13 protein-coding genes and 1 pseudogene are annotated in these 16,491 nt (G+C 72.3%); 7 read left to right on the plus strand and 7 right to left on the minus strand.

Going from position 1 to position 16,491, the window contains the following annotated elements; translation table 11 throughout:
* Positions 1-64: 64 nt before the first annotated feature.
* A complete protein-coding gene (gene lat / locus LZP97_RS11390) occupies positions 65-1,408 on the minus strand; it encodes an L-lysine 6-transaminase (protein WP_048770725.1) in 1,344 nt (447 codons plus the stop codon).
* Positions 1,409-1,475: 67 nt separating this feature from the next.
* Positions 1,476-1,925 carry an Lrp/AsnC family transcriptional regulator gene (locus LZP97_RS11395; protein ID WP_010594793.1) on the minus strand — a complete coding sequence of 150 codons (450 nt, stop codon included), beginning with the start codon at positions 1,923-1,925 and terminating at the stop codon, positions 1,476-1,478.
* A 36-nt stretch (positions 1,926-1,961) separates the two neighbouring features.
* On the opposite strand from LZP97_RS11395, the gene amaB reads away from it, so the two are divergent.
* Together amaB and LZP97_RS11405 are read left to right on the plus strand one after the other, a co-directional pair.
* The gene (gene amaB, locus LZP97_RS11400) at positions 1,962-3,467 is read left to right on the plus strand and encodes an L-piperidine-6-carboxylate dehydrogenase (protein ID WP_010594794.1); all 1,506 of its coding nucleotides are present in this window, start codon (positions 1,962-1,964) and stop codon (positions 3,465-3,467) included.
* Entirely contained in the window at positions 3,464-4,624 is a 1,161-nt protein-coding gene (locus LZP97_RS11405; RefSeq protein WP_010594795.1) for a DUF4429 domain-containing protein, read from the plus strand. Before amaB ends, LZP97_RS11405 begins: the two co-directional genes overlap by 4 nt.
* A gap of 10 nt (positions 4,625-4,634) precedes the next feature.
* Here the strand turns inward: LZP97_RS11405 and LZP97_RS11410 are convergent, their stop codons facing one another.
* Genes LZP97_RS11410 through LZP97_RS11420 form a run of 3 tightly spaced genes read right to left on the minus strand, consistent with a single transcriptional unit; the run spans position 4,635 to position 6,428 of the window.
* On the minus strand, positions 4,635-5,069 hold the full coding sequence (locus LZP97_RS11410) for a pyridoxamine 5'-phosphate oxidase family protein (RefSeq protein ID WP_010594796.1): 435 nt from the start codon (positions 5,067-5,069) through the stop codon (positions 4,635-4,637).
* Positions 5,066-5,437, minus strand: coding sequence for a hypothetical protein (locus LZP97_RS11415; protein WP_010594797.1), 372 nt, complete (start codon positions 5,435-5,437; stop codon positions 5,066-5,068). Before LZP97_RS11415 ends, LZP97_RS11410 begins: the two co-directional genes overlap by 4 nt.
* A 22-nt stretch (positions 5,438-5,459) precedes the next feature.
* Positions 5,460-6,428 (minus strand): hypothetical protein, encoded by a 969-nt coding sequence (locus LZP97_RS11420; protein ID WP_010594798.1) that lies wholly within the window; start codon positions 6,426-6,428, stop codon positions 5,460-5,462.
* A 138-nt stretch (positions 6,429-6,566) separates the two neighbouring features.
* Between LZP97_RS11420 and LZP97_RS11425 the strand changes: the two genes are divergently transcribed.
* The 5 genes from LZP97_RS11425 (at position 6,567) to LZP97_RS11445 (ending at position 15,460) form a co-directional block, all read left to right on the plus strand.
* Positions 6,567-8,111: an AMP-binding protein gene (locus LZP97_RS11425; protein WP_048770723.1), complete on the plus strand. Its 1,545-nt coding sequence runs from the start codon at positions 6,567-6,569 to the stop codon at positions 8,109-8,111.
* Complete coding sequence (locus tag LZP97_RS11430) at positions 8,108-9,478, plus strand: FAD-binding oxidoreductase (protein ID WP_200903436.1); 1,371 nt, start codon at positions 8,108-8,110, stop codon at positions 9,476-9,478. Before LZP97_RS11425 ends, LZP97_RS11430 begins: the two co-directional genes overlap by 4 nt.
* A 44-nt stretch (positions 9,479-9,522) precedes the next feature.
* Positions 9,523-10,080, plus strand: coding sequence for a hypothetical protein (locus LZP97_RS11435; protein ID WP_010594801.1), 558 nt, complete (start codon positions 9,523-9,525; stop codon positions 10,078-10,080).
* 68 nt (positions 10,081-10,148) lie between these two features.
* On the plus strand, positions 10,149-14,666 hold the full coding sequence (locus LZP97_RS11440; protein ID WP_010594802.1) for an ATP-dependent helicase: 4,518 nt from the start codon (positions 10,149-10,151) through the stop codon (positions 14,664-14,666).
* On the plus strand, positions 14,666-15,460 hold the full coding sequence (locus LZP97_RS11445; RefSeq protein ID WP_010594803.1) for a DNA-formamidopyrimidine glycosylase family protein: 795 nt from the start codon (positions 14,666-14,668) through the stop codon (positions 15,458-15,460). The genes LZP97_RS11440 and LZP97_RS11445 overlap by 1 nt, the downstream gene beginning before the upstream one ends.
* Positions 15,461-15,537: 77 nt before the next feature.
* Here the strand turns inward: LZP97_RS11445 and LZP97_RS11450 are convergent, their stop codons facing one another.
* Together LZP97_RS11450 and LZP97_RS11455 are read right to left on the minus strand one after the other, a co-directional pair.
* The gene (locus LZP97_RS11450; protein ID WP_003935700.1) at positions 15,538-15,795 is read right to left on the minus strand and encodes a DUF7218 family protein; all 258 of its coding nucleotides are present in this window, start codon (positions 15,793-15,795) and stop codon (positions 15,538-15,540) included.
* A 69-nt stretch (positions 15,796-15,864) separates the two neighbouring features.
* Positions 15,865-16,416 (minus strand): annotated as a pseudogene (locus LZP97_RS11455) (TetR/AcrR family transcriptional regulator); the annotation flags it as partial.
* Between the last annotated feature and the right edge of the window lie 75 nt (positions 16,417-16,491).

Here is a 16,491-nt window from a genome sequence, read left to right on the forward strand (position 1 = left end):
ACGGTTCGCGATCGCACACCGCGCGGGTCACCTCCGCCGCCCCGCGGCGACTCCGAGGGGGCCGTCAGGTCCGCGCGATCGTCCCCAGGACCCGATCCAGGGCGTCGAGTGCCTCGTCCAGTTCGGCGGTGGTGACCGTCAGCGGCGGCCGGAACCGGATGCCGCGCTGCCCGGTGCCGATCATCAGCACGTGCTCGTCGACCCGCAGGTGGGTGAGCACGGCGTCGCGCACCGCCGGTGTGGGCAGGGTGAACGCACACATCAGGCCGCGCCCTCGGGGCTCGCCGACCAGCCGGTGGCGGACGGCGAGCTGCTTCAGCCCGGACAGCAGATGTGCCCCGGTCATCCGCGCTCGGTCGACGAGCCGGTCCCGCTCGATCACCTCGAGAATGCGCCGGGCACGGACCATGTCGGTCAGGTTGCCGCCCCAGGTGGAGTTCAGGCGCGACGAGACCGCGAAGACGTTGTCGGGGATCTCGTCGATCCGGCCGCCGGCCATGATGCCGCAGACCTGGGTCTTCTTCCCGAAGGCGACGATGTCGGGGGTGACGCCGAACTGCTGGTACGCCCATGTGCTTCCGGTCAGCCCGACGCCGGTCTGCACCTCGTCGAAGATCAGCAGCGCATCGTGCCGGCGGCACAGTTCGGCCATGGCCTGGAAGAACTCGGGCCGGAAGTGGTGGTCGCCGCCCTCGCCCTGGATGGGTTCGGCGATGAAACACGCGATGTCGTGCGGGTTCTCGGCGAACGCCCGGTGCGCCTGCTGCAGTGCGTGCGCCTCGGCGGCCTCGACGTCGCGGTCGGCGGCCAGGTAGGGCGCGTCGATGCGCGGCCAGCGGAACTCGGGGTACCGGGCCGTCTTCACCGGGTCCGTGTTGGTGAGGGACATCGTGTAACCGGTGCGGCCGTGGAACGCCTCGGAGAGGTGGAGAACGCTGCCCCCGAGGTCGGAGCCGAGTCCGCGAGCCTCGTTGAGCCGGCTCTTCCAGTCGAAGGCCGCCTTGAGTGCGTTCTCCACCGCGAGTCCGCCACCGTCGACGAAGAACAGGTGCGGCAGGGCCGGGTCGCCGAGCACCCGGGCAAAGGTGTCGACGAACCGGGCCATCGCCACGGTGTAGATGTCGGAGTTGCTCGGCTTGTTCGCGGCGGCCGCGGCGAGTTCGGTGGTGAACGCCGGGTCGTCGACGATGTCGGGGTGGTTCATCCCGAGCGCGGAGGACGCGAAGAACCCGAACATGTCGAGGTAGGCCGTGCCGTCCCGTTGGTCGACGAGCCGCACCCCCCGTGATCGGTCGAGGTCGAGGACGAGATCGAACCCGTCCACCAGCAGATGTTCGCGCAGAACGGCATGTACCCGGCTCGGGGGCAGCTCGCGGGCACCGTCCGGGTGTCGGAATGCAGTGCTCATGCCACGAGGGTACGTCAAATTTTTTTCTCATAACGGTTACATGCCGGAAGATCGATCCACAGCAACGCTATCGTTCGTAAAATGTTTGGAGGATGACCGTGCTGCGGGTGGCTACATTCGCCGTCGCGCGGATCTCCTGGAGGAGTTGTTCGAGTGCCCGCGGTGAGGCGACGCGCACGAGCAGGATGTAGCTCTCGTCCCCGGCCACGGAGTGGCAGGATTCGATGGCGTCGATGTGCCGCAACCGCGCCGGCGCGTCGTCCGGCTGGGACGGGTCGAGAGGAGTGATCGCGACGAACGCCGACAGCATCAGCCCGAGCGCCTCGGGATCTACCTTCGCCGTGTATCCGCGGATCACGTGCCGGGCTTCGAGGCGGCGGACCCGGGACTGCACCGCGGAGATCGACAACCCGGCCTTCTCGGCGAGCGTGGCCAGCGTCGCCCGGCCGTCCACCACCAGTTCGCGCATGAGCAGCCGGTCGATCTCGTCCAGGGACTCCTTCGAGTTTTCCGCCATCAGCGCAGGCTAACCGACCCGGAAAGGACATCGACGATGAATCCGACTGGCAATCTCCACGATCGCGCCGTGGCCGCGCTGCGCCGCTGCGGGGCGGGCGCGCCCGCGCTCGACGGCCCGCACCCGGTCACCAGCCCGATCGACGGTTCGGAGCTCGCGCGCCTGCACCCGGCACGCGCGGAGGATGTCGATGCCGCGGTCACCGCGGCGAGCACGGCCTTCGAACGCTGGCGGCAGGTTCCTGCGCCGGTGCGAGGACGGCTGGTCCGCAGGCTCGGGGAACTGCTCGGCGAGCACAAGTCCGATCTCGCCGAACTCGTCACGCTCGAGGCCGGGAAGATCCCTTCCGAGGCGCTCGGCGAGGTGCAGGAGATGATCGACATCTGCGAATTCGCGGTGGGCCTCGCGCGCCAACTCTACGGCCACACCATGCCGTCGGAGCGACCCGGCCACCGCCTGATGGAAACGTGGCATCCGCTGGGGGTGGTCGCGGTGATCTCGGCGTTCAACTTCCCCGTCGCCGTGTGGTCCTGGAACACCGCGATCGCGCTGGTGTGCGGCGATCCGGTGGTGTGGAAGCCGTCGGAGAAGACGCCGCTCACCGCGTCGGCCTGCCACGCCCTGCTCGAACGGGCCGCACGCGACGTGGGCGCCCCCGGCGGCCTGCACCACGTCCTCGTCGGCGACGCCGCCGTCGGTGAGGCGCTGGTCGACGACCCCCGCGTCGCGCTGGTCAGCGCAACGGGCTCGATCCGGATGGGCCGCATCGTCGCGCCCCGGGTGGCGGCGCGGTTCGGGCGCTGCCTGCTCGAACTCGGCGGCAACAACGGTGCGATCGTCGGCCCTTCCGCCGACCTCGACCTCGCCGTGCGGGCCGTGGTGTTCGCCGCGGCCGGCACCACCGGTCAGCGCTGCACCACCCTGCGACGGCTCATCGCCCATCGCTCGGTCGTCGACGAACTGACCGAGCGGATCGCCAAGGCGTATTCGGGACTGCGGGTGGGTGATCCGTTCGGCGAGGGGGTGCTCGTGGGCCCGCTGATCGACGGCCGTGCCCACGCCGCGATGCGGGCGGCGCTCGAGCGCGCCGAGCTCGACGGCGGCATTCTCGTCACGGGCGGCGATCCGGTCGAGGTCCCCGGCGACGGGGTGTACGTCCGGCCCGCGGTCGTGCGGATGCCGGCGCAGACGGACGTGGTGCGCGAGGAGACGTTCGCTCCGATCCTCTACGTGCTGACCTACGACGACTTCGACGAGGCGATCGCCCTGCACAACGGGGTGCCCCAAGGGCTGTCGTCGTCGATCTTCACCACCGACCAGCGTGAGGCCGAGCGTTTCCTCGCCGCCTCGGACTGCGGCATCGCCAACGTCAACATCGGCACCTCCGGCGCCGAGATCGGGGGCGCGTTCGGCGGCGAGAAGGAGACCGGCGGCGGACGCGAGTCGGGTTCGGACTCGTGGAAGGCGTACATGCGCCGCGCCACGAACACCGTCAACTTCTCCGGCGATCTCCCCCTGGCGCAGGGCGTGGAGTTCGGTTGAGCGACAAGTTGGTTCCGTATCGACTGTGGGGGTGCCGACCGGACCGGTTCGACACCGAGATCGAGGGCGAGTTCGCCTGGACCGAGCACATCGTGCGGACCCTCGGTGCGGCGTTCGACCCGGCCGGCGCCGAGATCCGCAGGGACGTGTCCCTGCTGCCGGAGACGCACGGCGTCAGCGTGCGCGCGGACGGGCTGACGGTCGGGATCCTCGGCGACGGCGACGCGCTGCGCTACGGGCCGGTGCTGCGCCGCGTCGTCGCCGGCGGGTACCTGCCGACCGTGCCGGGCCGCATCTGGGCCGCGGACGCGGGCACCTACAACGACGACCCCGGCCGCAGCGGGCGCATCATCGCGCGCGTCACGGTCAGCCTCGGCGCCCCGGCCCGGCTGGTGCCCCGCAACGATCCGCCGGACGTGCCCTACACGCTGCTGCCCTCGGGTCGCACCCTGCAGGTCACCGGGGAGGAACAGCACTTCGACCTGCTGCACCCCTACGCCGACCCGCCCGGCAAGTACGCCCTGCTCGTCACCCTGCACGAGGCGGACGGCGCGCTGGTGGAGGTGCGGGTGGACGATCGTCCGTGCGGGTATCTCGGCCGGCGGTCCAGCGCGCGGCTGCTGCCGATCGTGACGCACCTGTCCGGGCGGGGGCTGCGCACCGCCGCACGGGCCGCGGTGAGCGGATCCCGGCTGGCCGCCGAGGTGACGGTGTCGGTGACCCCGGCCGACGAGATCGACGAGCGCGTCCTCGACGGGCCGCCGGTGACGGTGCCACGGCTGGCGCCCGGACCGGTGGCCGACCCGCCCGACCCGGTGCTGCCGATGCGCCGGTACCACGGGTGGGGCGGGCAGATCGTCGTGCAGGGCGACCGGCTGTGGATCCTGCGGGAGGGTCCCGTGGCACGAGCTCTGGGACCGGTTCCGTTGACGCCCAGAAGGATCCGGTTGCGGGACGTGAGCGACGTGCAGTTCCGTCCGGCGCTGCCGCAGACCGACGGCATGCTCCGGATCGTGACGGGCAGCGGGCGGGACGGTGCGCCGGCGCCGACGGATCCCGACACCGTGGTGTTCCACCACCCCGATCGGCAGCGGTTCCAGGCGCTGGCCGACTGGCTGCGGCACGTCGCCGCCGTGAACGCCGGACCGCCGTCGTGAGGGACACCCCTCAGGGCCGCCGCAGCAGCTCGGCCTCTCCCGGTTCGACGACGATCGTGGCCGGCGCGCTCTGCCCGTAGTACCGGGTACGCAGGAACCAGCTCCGCGCGTGCGACAGCTCCGAGCGCCATCCGCCCAGGTAGTACTTCCGCCCGAAACGGGCCGTGACGGCCGCGGGCGGCGCCCCCGGCCGCACGGTGGCCCGGCCGCGCAACCGCAGGACCGGTCCGCGCTCGCCGTCGTCGAGCAGCACGACGACGTCGGGATTCGCGGCGGCGTTGCGCGCCGCCACGGTGTCGCGCCCGGTGCCGAAGTACAGCCGGCCGTCGACCTGCACGAACCACAGGGGCGCCAGGGCCGCCGCGCCCTTCGGTGAGCGGGTCGCCAGGCGCGCGACGCGGGCGCGGTCGAGGAAGTCGCGCACGACGGCGTCGTCGGCCTTCACGAGTCCCGCTCCTCGTGCAGGGTCGCGTAGTCCCACGCGGTGGCGCGTCGGGGCGTGAAGACGAACCAGGCGAGGTCCTCCCGACCGTCGGGGGCGTCCGCCGGCGTCAGGCGTCCGCGCCAGTTCACCGCCCGCAGCTCGAACCAGAATTCGCCGTCGTCGAGCAGGACGGTGACCCGATCGAGTCCGGCCGACGGCGGCACCGATTCCCGCGGCACACCGACCCACAACCGGCCGTCGCGCCGCCGGACCCGCGCGGGCAGCGCGGTGACCGACCCGGCCTCGTCGAAGGCGACCGCCGCGCGACCGTGCCCGATCAGCCAGTCGGCAAGCGGTTCCGGTTCGACACGCTGGGTGATCCGCCCCATGTCGACAGACGATACCGTCGGATCATCCGCGACGGCCAGGCTCGCGCGGGGCCGGCCGGATCCGGACGGGTTCGGGCACGGTGACGGTCTCGTTGTCGGGCAACGGCTCTCCCCGCCGGCGCCCGACGTCGGCGACGGTGTCGACGTCCGCGAGTGGCGCCGCCCCCTGCCGCGCGACGGTCTCGTCGTAGAGTTCGAACCACGGGAAGCCGCGCGCCGTGTAGTCGCTCGCGGCCGGGGGCCGGGTCGGTGGATCCTGGTCCGTGATCGCGCGCCACTGCTCGCTGTTCACCAGGTGCACCTCGACCACGGAGCGGTGGTCGAGATCCCACGCGTCGTGCGACTCGACCGGGGTGGCGACGCCCTGGTCGACGGATCCGCCGGCACCGAGTCCCATCGCCGGGGCCGGCGCGAAGGCGGGCAGCGGGCGCCGGGCGTCGAATCCGGCGCGCTCCTCCCATCGCTGCGCCCGCATGGGGCGGGCCGCGACGCGGATCCCGCCCCGCGCCGGCCCGGACCGCAGTTGCTCCTCGAGGCTGTAGCCGGACCCGAGCGGCATCGCGACGAACTGGCGCACCCGGCCGTGCGCCACGACGTAGCCGTCGAGCCACGGTTGCGCCGGCACCTCGAGATAGTCCTCGCGTCCGAAGTCCGGCTCCGGCGACCAGGGTTCGCCGGTGAGCGCGTCGACGTCCCCGGCGCCGACCTTGACCAGGAACGGGTACCGGGACTCGAACCCGAGCCAGCACGCCTCCGCCTGCCACATCGGCATCACGAGGCCGCCGTGGGATCGCCACGAAGACGGCAGCGCGGCCTCGTCGAGTTCGGCGACGGTCCGCAGCGGGAACCGGCCCAGGCCGGGCGGCAACGGATAGGTGTTGCCGTCGTCCGGCACCCGCAGGGTGCGGTGGAAGGAGACGGCCATGCGGGCGGCGGGATGCACCTCCGGGAACTCGAACACCAGGCGGTCCTTCTCGAGAGCGAGCGCCACGTCGTCCTCCCGTCCGCGTGTTGCGGTGCCGTGCACGTGCGGGTGAGGGTACGCCCGGCCGGGCGGTCCGGTCGAGCGACGGCACCGCGGGCGCGCGACTCACGTGACCCGGGCCACAGCTGTGGTAGACCAGGGAACATGTTTCCTGGGAACTTCGTCGCCACGACGCCCGACAAGCCCGCTATCGTGCGGCCCGCCACCGGGGAGTCGCTCACCTACCGGCAGCTCGACGAGAACTCCGTCCGCCTCGCGAAGTACCTGCGCGCCGCGGGCCTCGAGCCGGGCGATCACATCGCGCTGATCTCCGACAACGACCTGCGGGTCATGGAGGTCTACTGGGCGGCGCTGCGGTCCGGCCTGTACATCACGGTGGTGAACTGGCATCTGACCCCGTCCGAGGCCGCGTACGTGGTGAACGACTGCGGTGCGAAGGTGCTCGTCGCCTCGGCCGGTGCGGCCACCGCGATCGACACCGGCACCGAGGCCTACCCGAACGTGGACCGACGGCTCGTGTACGGCGGTGTGCTGCCCGGCTTCGACGACTACTCCGAGGCACTCGCGGCGTTCGACACCTCGCCCCTCGAGTCGCAGCCGCGTGGCCAGGACATGCTGTACTCGTCCGGAACGACCGGACGGCCCAAGGGCATCGAGCCGAAGTTGCCCGAGGGCCAGGTGCAGGACGTTCCGGATCCCTACACGGCGGTGTTCGCGCCGATGTACGGATTCGACGCCGACACCGTCTACCTGTGCCCCGCTCCCCTCTATCATGCTGCCCCCCTGCGCTTCTGCGGCACCATCCAGTCGGTCGGGGGCACCGTGATCCTCATGGACCGGTTCGAGCCCGAGGAGGCACTCGCCCTGATCGACCGTTACCGGGTCACGCACAGCCAGTGGGTCCCGACGATGTTCGTGCGGATGCTCAAGCTTCCCGAGGAGGTGCGCGGCAGGTACGACGTGTCGAGCCTGAAGGTCGCCATCCATGCGGCGGCACCGTGCCCGCCGGAGATCAAGCGCGCGATGATCGAGTGGTGGGGTCCGGTCGTGTACGAGTACTACGCCTCCACCGAGGGTGCCGGCGCCACGTTCATCGACTCGCAGCAGGCGCTCGCGCATCCCGGGTCGGTCGGGCGCGACGGGGTCATGGGAATCGTCCACATCTGCGACGACGAGGGCCGCGAACTACCCACCGGCGCGGTCGGCACCGTGTGGTGGGAACGGGACGAGCATCCGTTCCGGTACCACAACGATCCCGAGAAGACCCGCCAGGCCACCCATCCCGACCATCCGACGTGGACCACGAGCGGCGACATCGGATACCTCGACGAGGAGCGCTACCTGTACCTCACCGACAGGGCGGCGTTCACCATCATCTCCGGCGGCGTGAACATCTACCCCCAGGAGTCGGAGAACGTGCTCACCCTGCATCCCAAGGTGTACGACGTCGCCGTGATCGGGGTCCCCAACGAGGAGATGGGCGAGGAGGTCAAGGCCGTGGTCCAGCTCGCCGACGGCGTCGAGCCCGGGCCCGAGGTCGAGCGCGAGCTCCTCGACTTCGTCCGCGAGCGCGTCTCCCACTTCAAGGCGCCGCGCAGCATCGACTTCTCCGACGACCTGCCGCGCACGCCCACCGGCAAACTCGTCAAGCACAAGCTGCGCGCCCGCTACCTCACCCCGGCAGGCTGACCGTGCCCGCCGATCTCGCCGAACTCGCCGACCAGCTCCCGGACGGCGCGCTGATCACCGATCCGGACCTGCTCGCCGGGTACCGGCAGGACTGGGCCCGCGACCCGGACGCGGCGGTGCCGCGCGCGGTCGTGCGGGCCACCCGCACGGCGGACGTGCAGGCCACACTGAGGTGGGCGAGCACGCACCGGGTGCCGGTGGTGCCGCGTGGCGCGGGCACCAGCCTGTCCGGCGGGGCGGGCGGCGTCCCGGGCGGGATCGTGCTGAGCACCGAGCGGATGCGGGCGGTCGCCGTGGACCCGGTCACCCGCACGGCGGTCGTCCAGCCGGGACTGCTCAACGCCGAGGTCAAGCGGGCCGCGGCCGAGCACGGGCTGTGGTATCCGCCCGACCCGTCGTCGTTCGAGATGTGCACCATCGGGGGCAACGCGGCGACCAACGCCGGTGGGCTGTGCTGCGTGAAGTACGGCGTCACCACGGACTACGTGCTCGGACTCGAGGTGGTGCTCGCCGACGGCACCGCGGTGCGGCTCGGCGGACCGCGCGTCAAGGACGTGGCGGGGCTGTCGCTGACCAAGCTGTTCGTCGGCAGCGAGGGCACCCTCGGCGTCATCACCGAGGTGACGCTGCGGCTCCTCCCGCCGCAGCCGCCGGCGTCGACGATGGTCGCCACGTTCGGCTCGGTCCAGGCCGCGGCCGACGCGGTGCTGGCCGTCACGGCGACGTTGCGCCCGGCGATGCTCGAGTTCATGGACCGTGCCTCGATCAACGCGGTCGAGGACGCGCTGCACATGGGGCTGGACCGCACCACCGAGGCGATGCTCATCGCCCGGTCCGACGCGCCCGGTACGGCGTCGGCGCAGGAGATCGCGACGATGGTGAAGGCGTGCGAGGACGCCGGCGCCGACGAGGTGTTCTCGACCGACGACCCCGAGGAGGGCGAGGCGTTCGCGGCGGCGCGGCGGATGGCCATCCCGGCGGTCGAACGGACCGGCAGCCTGCTGCTCGAGGATGTCGGCGTTCCCCTGCCGGCACTGCCGGCACTCGTCGGGGGCGTCGCCGAGATCGCCGAGCGCAATGCGGTGACGGTGGCGGTGATCGCGCACGCCGGGGACGGCAACACCCATCCGCTGATCGTGTACGACCCCACCGACGCCGACCAGACGGCGCGGGCGCACCTGGCGTTCGGGCAGATCATGGACCTGGCGATCGCGCTGGGCGGCACCATCACCGGCGAGCACGGGGTGGGCCGGCTGAAGAAGGCGTGGTTGCCGGATCAGGTGGGTCCCGACGTGATGGACCTGACCCGGCGGATCAAGGCGGCACTCGACCCGGACGCGATTCTCAATCCGGGCGTCATCCTCTGAAACAAGATCGAGTACGGTGACCGCGTGCACGAGGACCAGATCCAGTGAACGCCCGTACGCCCTTGTCCCCGGCGGGTCTGCCGCTGCGCGACACCCGCTACCGGACGTTCGAGCAGTACCCGGAGTTCACCGCGGCGACGACGTGGCTGCGCGACTACGTCCGCGCCGCGATACCCAACCCGCGGATGAGTGAACGCGAGTACTGGTCGGTGGTGTGCCTGCCGCCGCGCGACGGCTCCACCGAACCGCTCGTGAGCGTGCACGTCGGCGCGATCGAGGCCGCGGGGTTGTACGTCGAGGCTCCGGCCGCGCAGGCACGCCGGCTCGGCGGACGGGTCAGCGTCGCCGTCGACGACCTCGAGGCGACGGCCGGCACGAGCGTGGAAGTGCTCGCGGCAACGCATTCGGAGCTGCGGTTCCGGCTCGACGGACCCATCGTGTCGATCGGCTGGTCCGGCGAGCCGGCCAGCCGTGCGCAGTTCGCCGCGATGCCGTGGGAGCCGGCCGCTGCCGCACTCGTCGGCCGCGTGATGCGTACCGGCAGGTGCCGCTGGGCGTCGCACCACTGCGCCCAGCTGGCGCGGTTCGCGCTGGCCGACTGACGCCGGGTACCCGGGTCCGGAACCCGCGAGGTGCCCGCGGTGTCGTACCGGCGGTGCACCATGGAACGGTGACCGATGTCCTGAGCCGATTCTCCGAGCCCACCCGGCAGTGGTTCGCGGGCGCGTTCGAGGCCCCGACCGCCGCGCAGCTCGGGGCCTGGGAGTCGATCTCGACCGGCGCGCACACCCTGGTGGTGGCCCCGACCGGGTCGGGCAAGACGCTCTCGGCGTTCCTGTGGTCGCTCGACCGCCTCGCGGCCACCCCGGCCGGGCACCCCGGCACGCGGGTGCTCTACGTCTCCCCGCTCAAGGCCCTCGCGGTGGACGTGGAACGGAACCTGCGCTCGCCGCTGGTCGGCATCACCCAGACCGCGCGCCGGCTCGGCCTCGAGCCGCCGGAGATCACCGTCGGCGTGCGTTCGGGCGACACGTCGGCGACCGACCGGCGCGCCCTGATCCGCACCCCGCCGGACATCCTCATCACCACCCCCGAGTCCCTGTTCCTCATGCTCACCTCCGCGGCGCGCGAGACGCTCGCCGGGGTGGAGACCGTCATCGTCGACGAGGTGCACGCCGTCGCCGGCACGAAACGCGGCTCCCACCTTGCGCTTTCGCTCGAACGGCTCGACGTGCTGCTCGGGCGGCCCGCGCAGCGGATCGGCCTTTCGGCGACGGTGCGCCCGCACGAGGAGGTGGGCCGGTTCCTCGCCGGGGCGGCGCCGATCCGCATCGTCGCCCCGCCGTCGGCCAAGACGTGGGATCTGACGGTGCGGGTGCCCGTCGAGGACATGACCGAACTGGGCGTACAGCCGGAACTGTCGGACGACGGGATGCCCGCGGTCCCGCAGGCCGGGTCGATCTGGCCGCACGTCGAGGAGCAGATCGTCGACCTCATCGTCGCGCACCGTTCCACCATCGTGTTCGCCAACTCCCGCCGCCTCGCCGAGCGGTTGACGGCCCGGCTCAACGAGATCCACGCCGAACGCGAGGGCGAGGCGGTGGACCACCGGCCGCGGCCCCCGGCGCAGCTCGGGGCGCCCACCGAGGTCGCGTTCGGCGCACAACCGCTGCTGGCGCGGGCCCACCACGGCTCGGTGAGCAAGGACCAGCGGGCCCTGATCGAGGACGACCTCAAATCCGGGCGGCTGCGCTGCGTCGTCGCGACCTCGAGCCTCGAACTCGGCATCGACATGGGCGCGGTCGACCTGGTGATCCAGGTCTCGGCGCCCCCGTCGGTGGCGAGCGGCCTGCAGCGCGTCGGACGGGCGGGCCATCAGGTCGGCGAGGTCTCCCGCGGGGTGCTGTTCCCCAAGCACCGCACCGACCTGGTGCACTGCGCGGTCACGGTCGAACGGATGGTGGGCGGGCACATCGAGGCTCTGCAGGTCCCGGCCAACCCGTTGGACGTGCTCGCACAGCAGACCGTCGCCGCGGTCGCGCTCGAGCCGGTCGACGTGGACGAGTGGTTCGACACGGTTCGGCGCAGCGGGTCCTTCGCGACGCTGCCGCGCTCGGCGTACGAGTCGACGCTGGACCTGCTGGCCGGGCGCTATCCGTCGGACGAGTTCGCCGAGCTGCGGCCCCGGGTGGTGTGGGATCGCACCGCCGGCACTCTCACCGGCCGGCCCGGCGCGCAGCGGCTGGCCGTCACCTCGGGCGGCACGATCCCCGACCGCGGCCTGTTCACCGTGTACATGGTCGGCGAGAAGGCCACGCGCGTCGGGGAACTCGACGAGGAGATGGTGTACGAGTCCCGGGTGGGCGACGTGTTCGCGCTCGGCGCGACGAGCTGGCGCATCGAGGAGATCACCTTCGACCGGGTGCTGGTCTCCCCCGCCTACGGACAGCCCGGCCGGTTGCCGTTCTGGCACGGCGACGGGGTCGGCCGCCCGGCCGAACTCGGCGCCGCCCTGGGGGCGTTCGTGCGCGAACTCGGGCACGCCGATCCGGAGGACGCCGCCGCCCGGTGCCGTCGCGGCGGCCTGGACGACAACGCGACCGCGAACCTGACCCGGCTGCTCGAGGAGCAGCGCACCGCCACCGGGCAGCTGCCCACCGACCGCACCCTGGTGGTCGAGCGATTCCGCGACGAACTCGGCGACTGGCGCCTGGTGCTGCACTCCCCGTACGGGATGCGGGTGCATGCACCGTGGGCACTCGCCGTGGGCGCGCGACTGCTCGACCGGTACGGCGTCGAGGCCGCACCCACGGCGTCGGACGACGGCATCATCGTCCGGCTCCCGGACACCGAGGACGCCCCGCCCGGGGCGGAGGTCTTCGCCTTCGACACCGACGAGATCGAGGACCTCGTCACCGAGCAGGTCGGCGGCTCGGCACTGTTCGCGTCCCGCTTCCGGGAGTGCGCGGCGCGCGCATTGCTGCTGCCCCGCCGCAATCCCGGCAAGCGGGCGCCGCTGTGGCAGCAGCGTCAGCGGTCGGCCCAGCTGCTCGACGTGGCGCGTCGCTACCCCACCTTCCCGATCCTGCTCGAGACGGTGCGGGAATGCCTCCAGGACGTCTACGACCTGCCTGCGCTGCGGAACCTGCTCGGCCGTGTCGCCCGGCGGCAGGTCCGGATCGTGGAGGTCGAGACGGCCACCGCGTCGCCGTTCGCGACCTCGCTGCTGTTCGACTACGTCGGCGCGTTCATGTACGAAGGCGACAGTCCCCTGGCCGAGCGGCGCGCCGCGGCCCTGTCCCTGGACTCGACCCTGCTCGCCGAACTGCTCGGCCGGGTGGAGCTGCGCGAGTTGCTCGACGCCGACGTCATCGCCCGGGCCGAGCTCGAGCTGCAGCACCTCGCCCCCGACCGCAGAGCCCGCGACGCCGAGGGTGTCGCGGACCTGCTCCGGTTGCTCGGCCCCCTCACCGACGCCGAAATCGCCGAGCGCACCACCGCCGATCCGGCCGCCTGGCTCGACGAACTCGACGCACAGCGCCGGGTGCTGAAGGTGTCCTTCGCCGGCCGGGAGCGGTGGTCGGCCATCGAGGACGCCTCACGTCTCCGGGACGCCCTCGGGGTCCCGTTGCCGATCGGCGTGCCGACGGCGTTCGTCGAGCCGGTGCCCGATCCGCTGGGCGACCTGATCGGCCGGTACGCCCGCACCCACGGCCCGTTCACCGCGGCGGAGGCGGCGGCCGGATTCGGACTCGGCACCGCGGTGGTGCAGGACGTGCTGCATCGGCTGGCTGCCGAGAAACGGGTCAGCGCAGGAGAGTTCCGCCCCGGCGCGACGGGCGCGGAGTGGTGCGACACCGAGGTACTGCGGCGGCTGCGCCGACGGTCGCTCGCTGCGGCACGACAGGAGGTCGAACCCGTCGGGACCGCCACCCTCGGCCGGTTCCTGCCGGCGTGGCAGCACGTGGGCGGCGGCCTGCGCGGAGTGGACGGAGTGGCCACGGTCGTCGAGCAGCTGGCCGGGGTGCCGGTGCCGGCGAGCGCACTCGAGCCGCTGATCCTCGCCCCCCGGGTGCGGGACTACTCCCCGACGATGCTCGACGAACTCACCACGACGGGCGAAGTCGTGTGGGCCGGCTCGGGGCAGATCTCCGGCAAGGACGGCTGGGTCTCGCTGCACCTGGCCGACACTGCTCCGCTGACCCTCGCACCGGCAGCCGAGATCGACAGGACCGACGTCCATCACGGCATCCTGGACACGCTCGCGGGCGGCGGGGCGTACTTCTTCCGCCAGCTCACCGACGCCCTGGGCACCACGGACGCGGAAACCTCCTCGGCTCTCTGGGATCTCGTGTGGGCCGGACTCGTCTCGGGCGACGCGCCGGCCGCGTTGCGCGCCCTCGTCGGCGACACCTCACGCGCCACCCCCGCGCATCGCACGCCCCGGCGGGCCCCGCGCGCCCGGATGTACCGCGGACGTCCGGCACTGCCGAGCCGAAGCGGGCCCCCGACGGTCGGCGGCCGGTGGTCGCTGCTGCCCGAACGGGAAACCGACCCGACGGTGCGCACCCACGCCACCGCGGACCTGCTGCTCGAGCGCTACGGCGTGGTCACCCGCGGCGCGGTCGTCGCCGAGGGCGTGCCGGGCGGCTTCGCGTTGATGTACAAGGTGCTGAGCCGGTTCGAGGAGACCGGTCGGTGCCGGCGCGGCTACTTCGTCGACACGCTCGGCGGTGCCCAGTTCTCGACGCCGGAGGTCGTGGACCGGTTGCGGTCCTACGGCGAATCGCTCGAGGGCCGCCACACCGACACCCCGGCGGTGACCCTGGCCGCCTGCGACCCGGCGAATCCGTACGGTGCGGCCCTGCCGTGGCCCAAGTCGGCCGCCCCCGAGGACTCGCCGCGGCACCGTCCCGGCCGCAAGGCCGGCGGACTCGTCGTACTCGTCGACGGCGAACTGGGACTGTTCGTCGAACGCGGCGGCCGCACGGTGCTGACGTTCAGCGACGACCCGGGAACTCTCCGCGGCGCGTGCACGTCGCTGGCCGGGACGGTCAAGGGCGGGGGCCTGGACACTCTCGTCGTCGAGAAGGTCGACGGCAGTTCCATCCACGGCCACTCGTTCGCCGAGTTCCTCGCCGAGGCCGGCTTCTCGGCCACCCCGCGCGGCTTCCGGTTGAGGGCCTGATGCCCGAGGGCGACACCGTCTTCCGGGCGGCCACTCTCCTGCGCGGCGCACTGGCGGGAAAGCCGTTGACGCGCTGCGATATCCGCGTGCCCCGGTACGCGACGGTCGACCTCACCGGCACCGTGGTCGAGGAGGTGCTCGCGCGCGGCAAGCACCTGCTGATCCGCGCCGGTGCACACACCGTCCACACCCACCTGAAGATGGAGGGAGTGTGGGACGTCCACCCACCCGGGACGCGCTGGCGCCGTCAGGGATACCACGCGAGGATCGTGCTGGCGGTCGCGGACGCCGAGGCCGTCGGCTTCGATCTCGGCACCGTCGAGGTCCTGGACCGCGACCGCGAGGCGGAGGCCGTGGGACACCTGGGCCCGGATCTGCTCGGGCCGGACTGGGACCCGGCCGTCGCGGCGGCGAACCTGGCGCGCGACCCGGGCCGCCCCGTCGGTCTGGCGCTGCTCGATCAACGGGTGATGGCCGGGGTGGGCAACGTGTACCGGTGCGAACTGTGCTTCCTGCGGGGCGTACACCCGGCGACTCCGGTTGCGGACGCGGGAGATCCGGCCGCCTGGGTCGATCTGGCGCACCGGCTGCTGATGTTCAATCGGGACCGTGTCAGCCGGATCACCACCGGCGACCGCCGGCCCGGCCGGGGCACATGGGTGTACGGGCGCGCGGGCAAGCCGTGCCGCCGGTGCGGCACGGTGATCCGCACCGGGATGCTGGGGTCGGCCGGGGACCCGGACCGCAAGATCGACTGGTGCCCGCACTGTCAGCCGCGGAGCGAGGACGGGTGAGTCGCCCCCGCTCCGCCGGCCGAGCCGGCGCGGCGACCGCGCGGTCGGCTCAGTGGTTGCGCCTCAGTGGTTGCGCCTCAGTGGTTGCGCAGAGCGTCGATGAGCTCGCTCTTGCGCTTGGACGAGTAACCCGACATCCCGAGTTCCTTCGCCCTCTTCTTCAACTCGTCGACCGTCCAATCCTCGTAGGACCCCGACTTGCCGCCCTTGTGCCCGACGGAGGAACGGCCACGATTCGCGGCCGCGTTCGAGATTCGGGCGGCCTTCTCCTTGGAGGCGCCGTCGTCACGTAGTTCCTGATAGAGCTTCTCGTCCTTGATCGACGACCTGGGCATGATGCCCCTCCTTTCGTCGAGCGTGCTGTCGTGGTGCGGATACCCCTCCGGCCGGGGCCGTACACCTCCGGCCTGGACCAGCAGGCTCACACAGTGCCGCACCAACCGCTCCGGCGCCACCGTGACGGTGCCGTCCAGGTAGCCGATGAACAGGCTCGTCAGTGCCCCGACCAACCCCACGGCCACCAGGTGCCGCTCGTCGCGATCGGCGATCGCGGTGAGCTGCTGCCGGACGAGCGTCACGAATGCGGGAGCGAGATCGAGGCCCTGCCCGCCGAGGGCCGGTTCCCGCAGCGGGCCGAGCAGCAGCACCCGGCCCACGGCCGGGCGGTCCACGATCAGCTCGACGAAGGCCCGGACCGCCGCCCCGGGAACGTCCCGCGGCTGCGGGACCGTGCCGACCGCGCCCTCCAGCACTGCGCGCACGTGTTCCCCGACCGCCGCATACACGGCGCGCACGAACGCGTCCCGGTCGTCGAAGCTCTCGTAGAAGTACCGTTCGGTCAGTCCGGCCGCCCGGCACACGGCGCGTACGTTGACCGCCGGTCCGTCGGGCGCGCCGAGCAGATCGATGCCCGCCGACAGCAGCGCGTCGCGGCGTGCCCGCCGGCGTTCCGCCATGTCGGTGCCGCCCCAGCGCCGTCGCACCCTCTCCACCACCGCGATCCCGTCGTCGACCGTCTGCGACGTCGGATC

Source organism: Rhodococcus sp. DMF-1 (assembly GCF_021441945.1).
Classification (GTDB): Bacteria; Actinomycetota; Actinomycetes; order Mycobacteriales; family Mycobacteriaceae; genus Rhodococcus; species Rhodococcus ruber.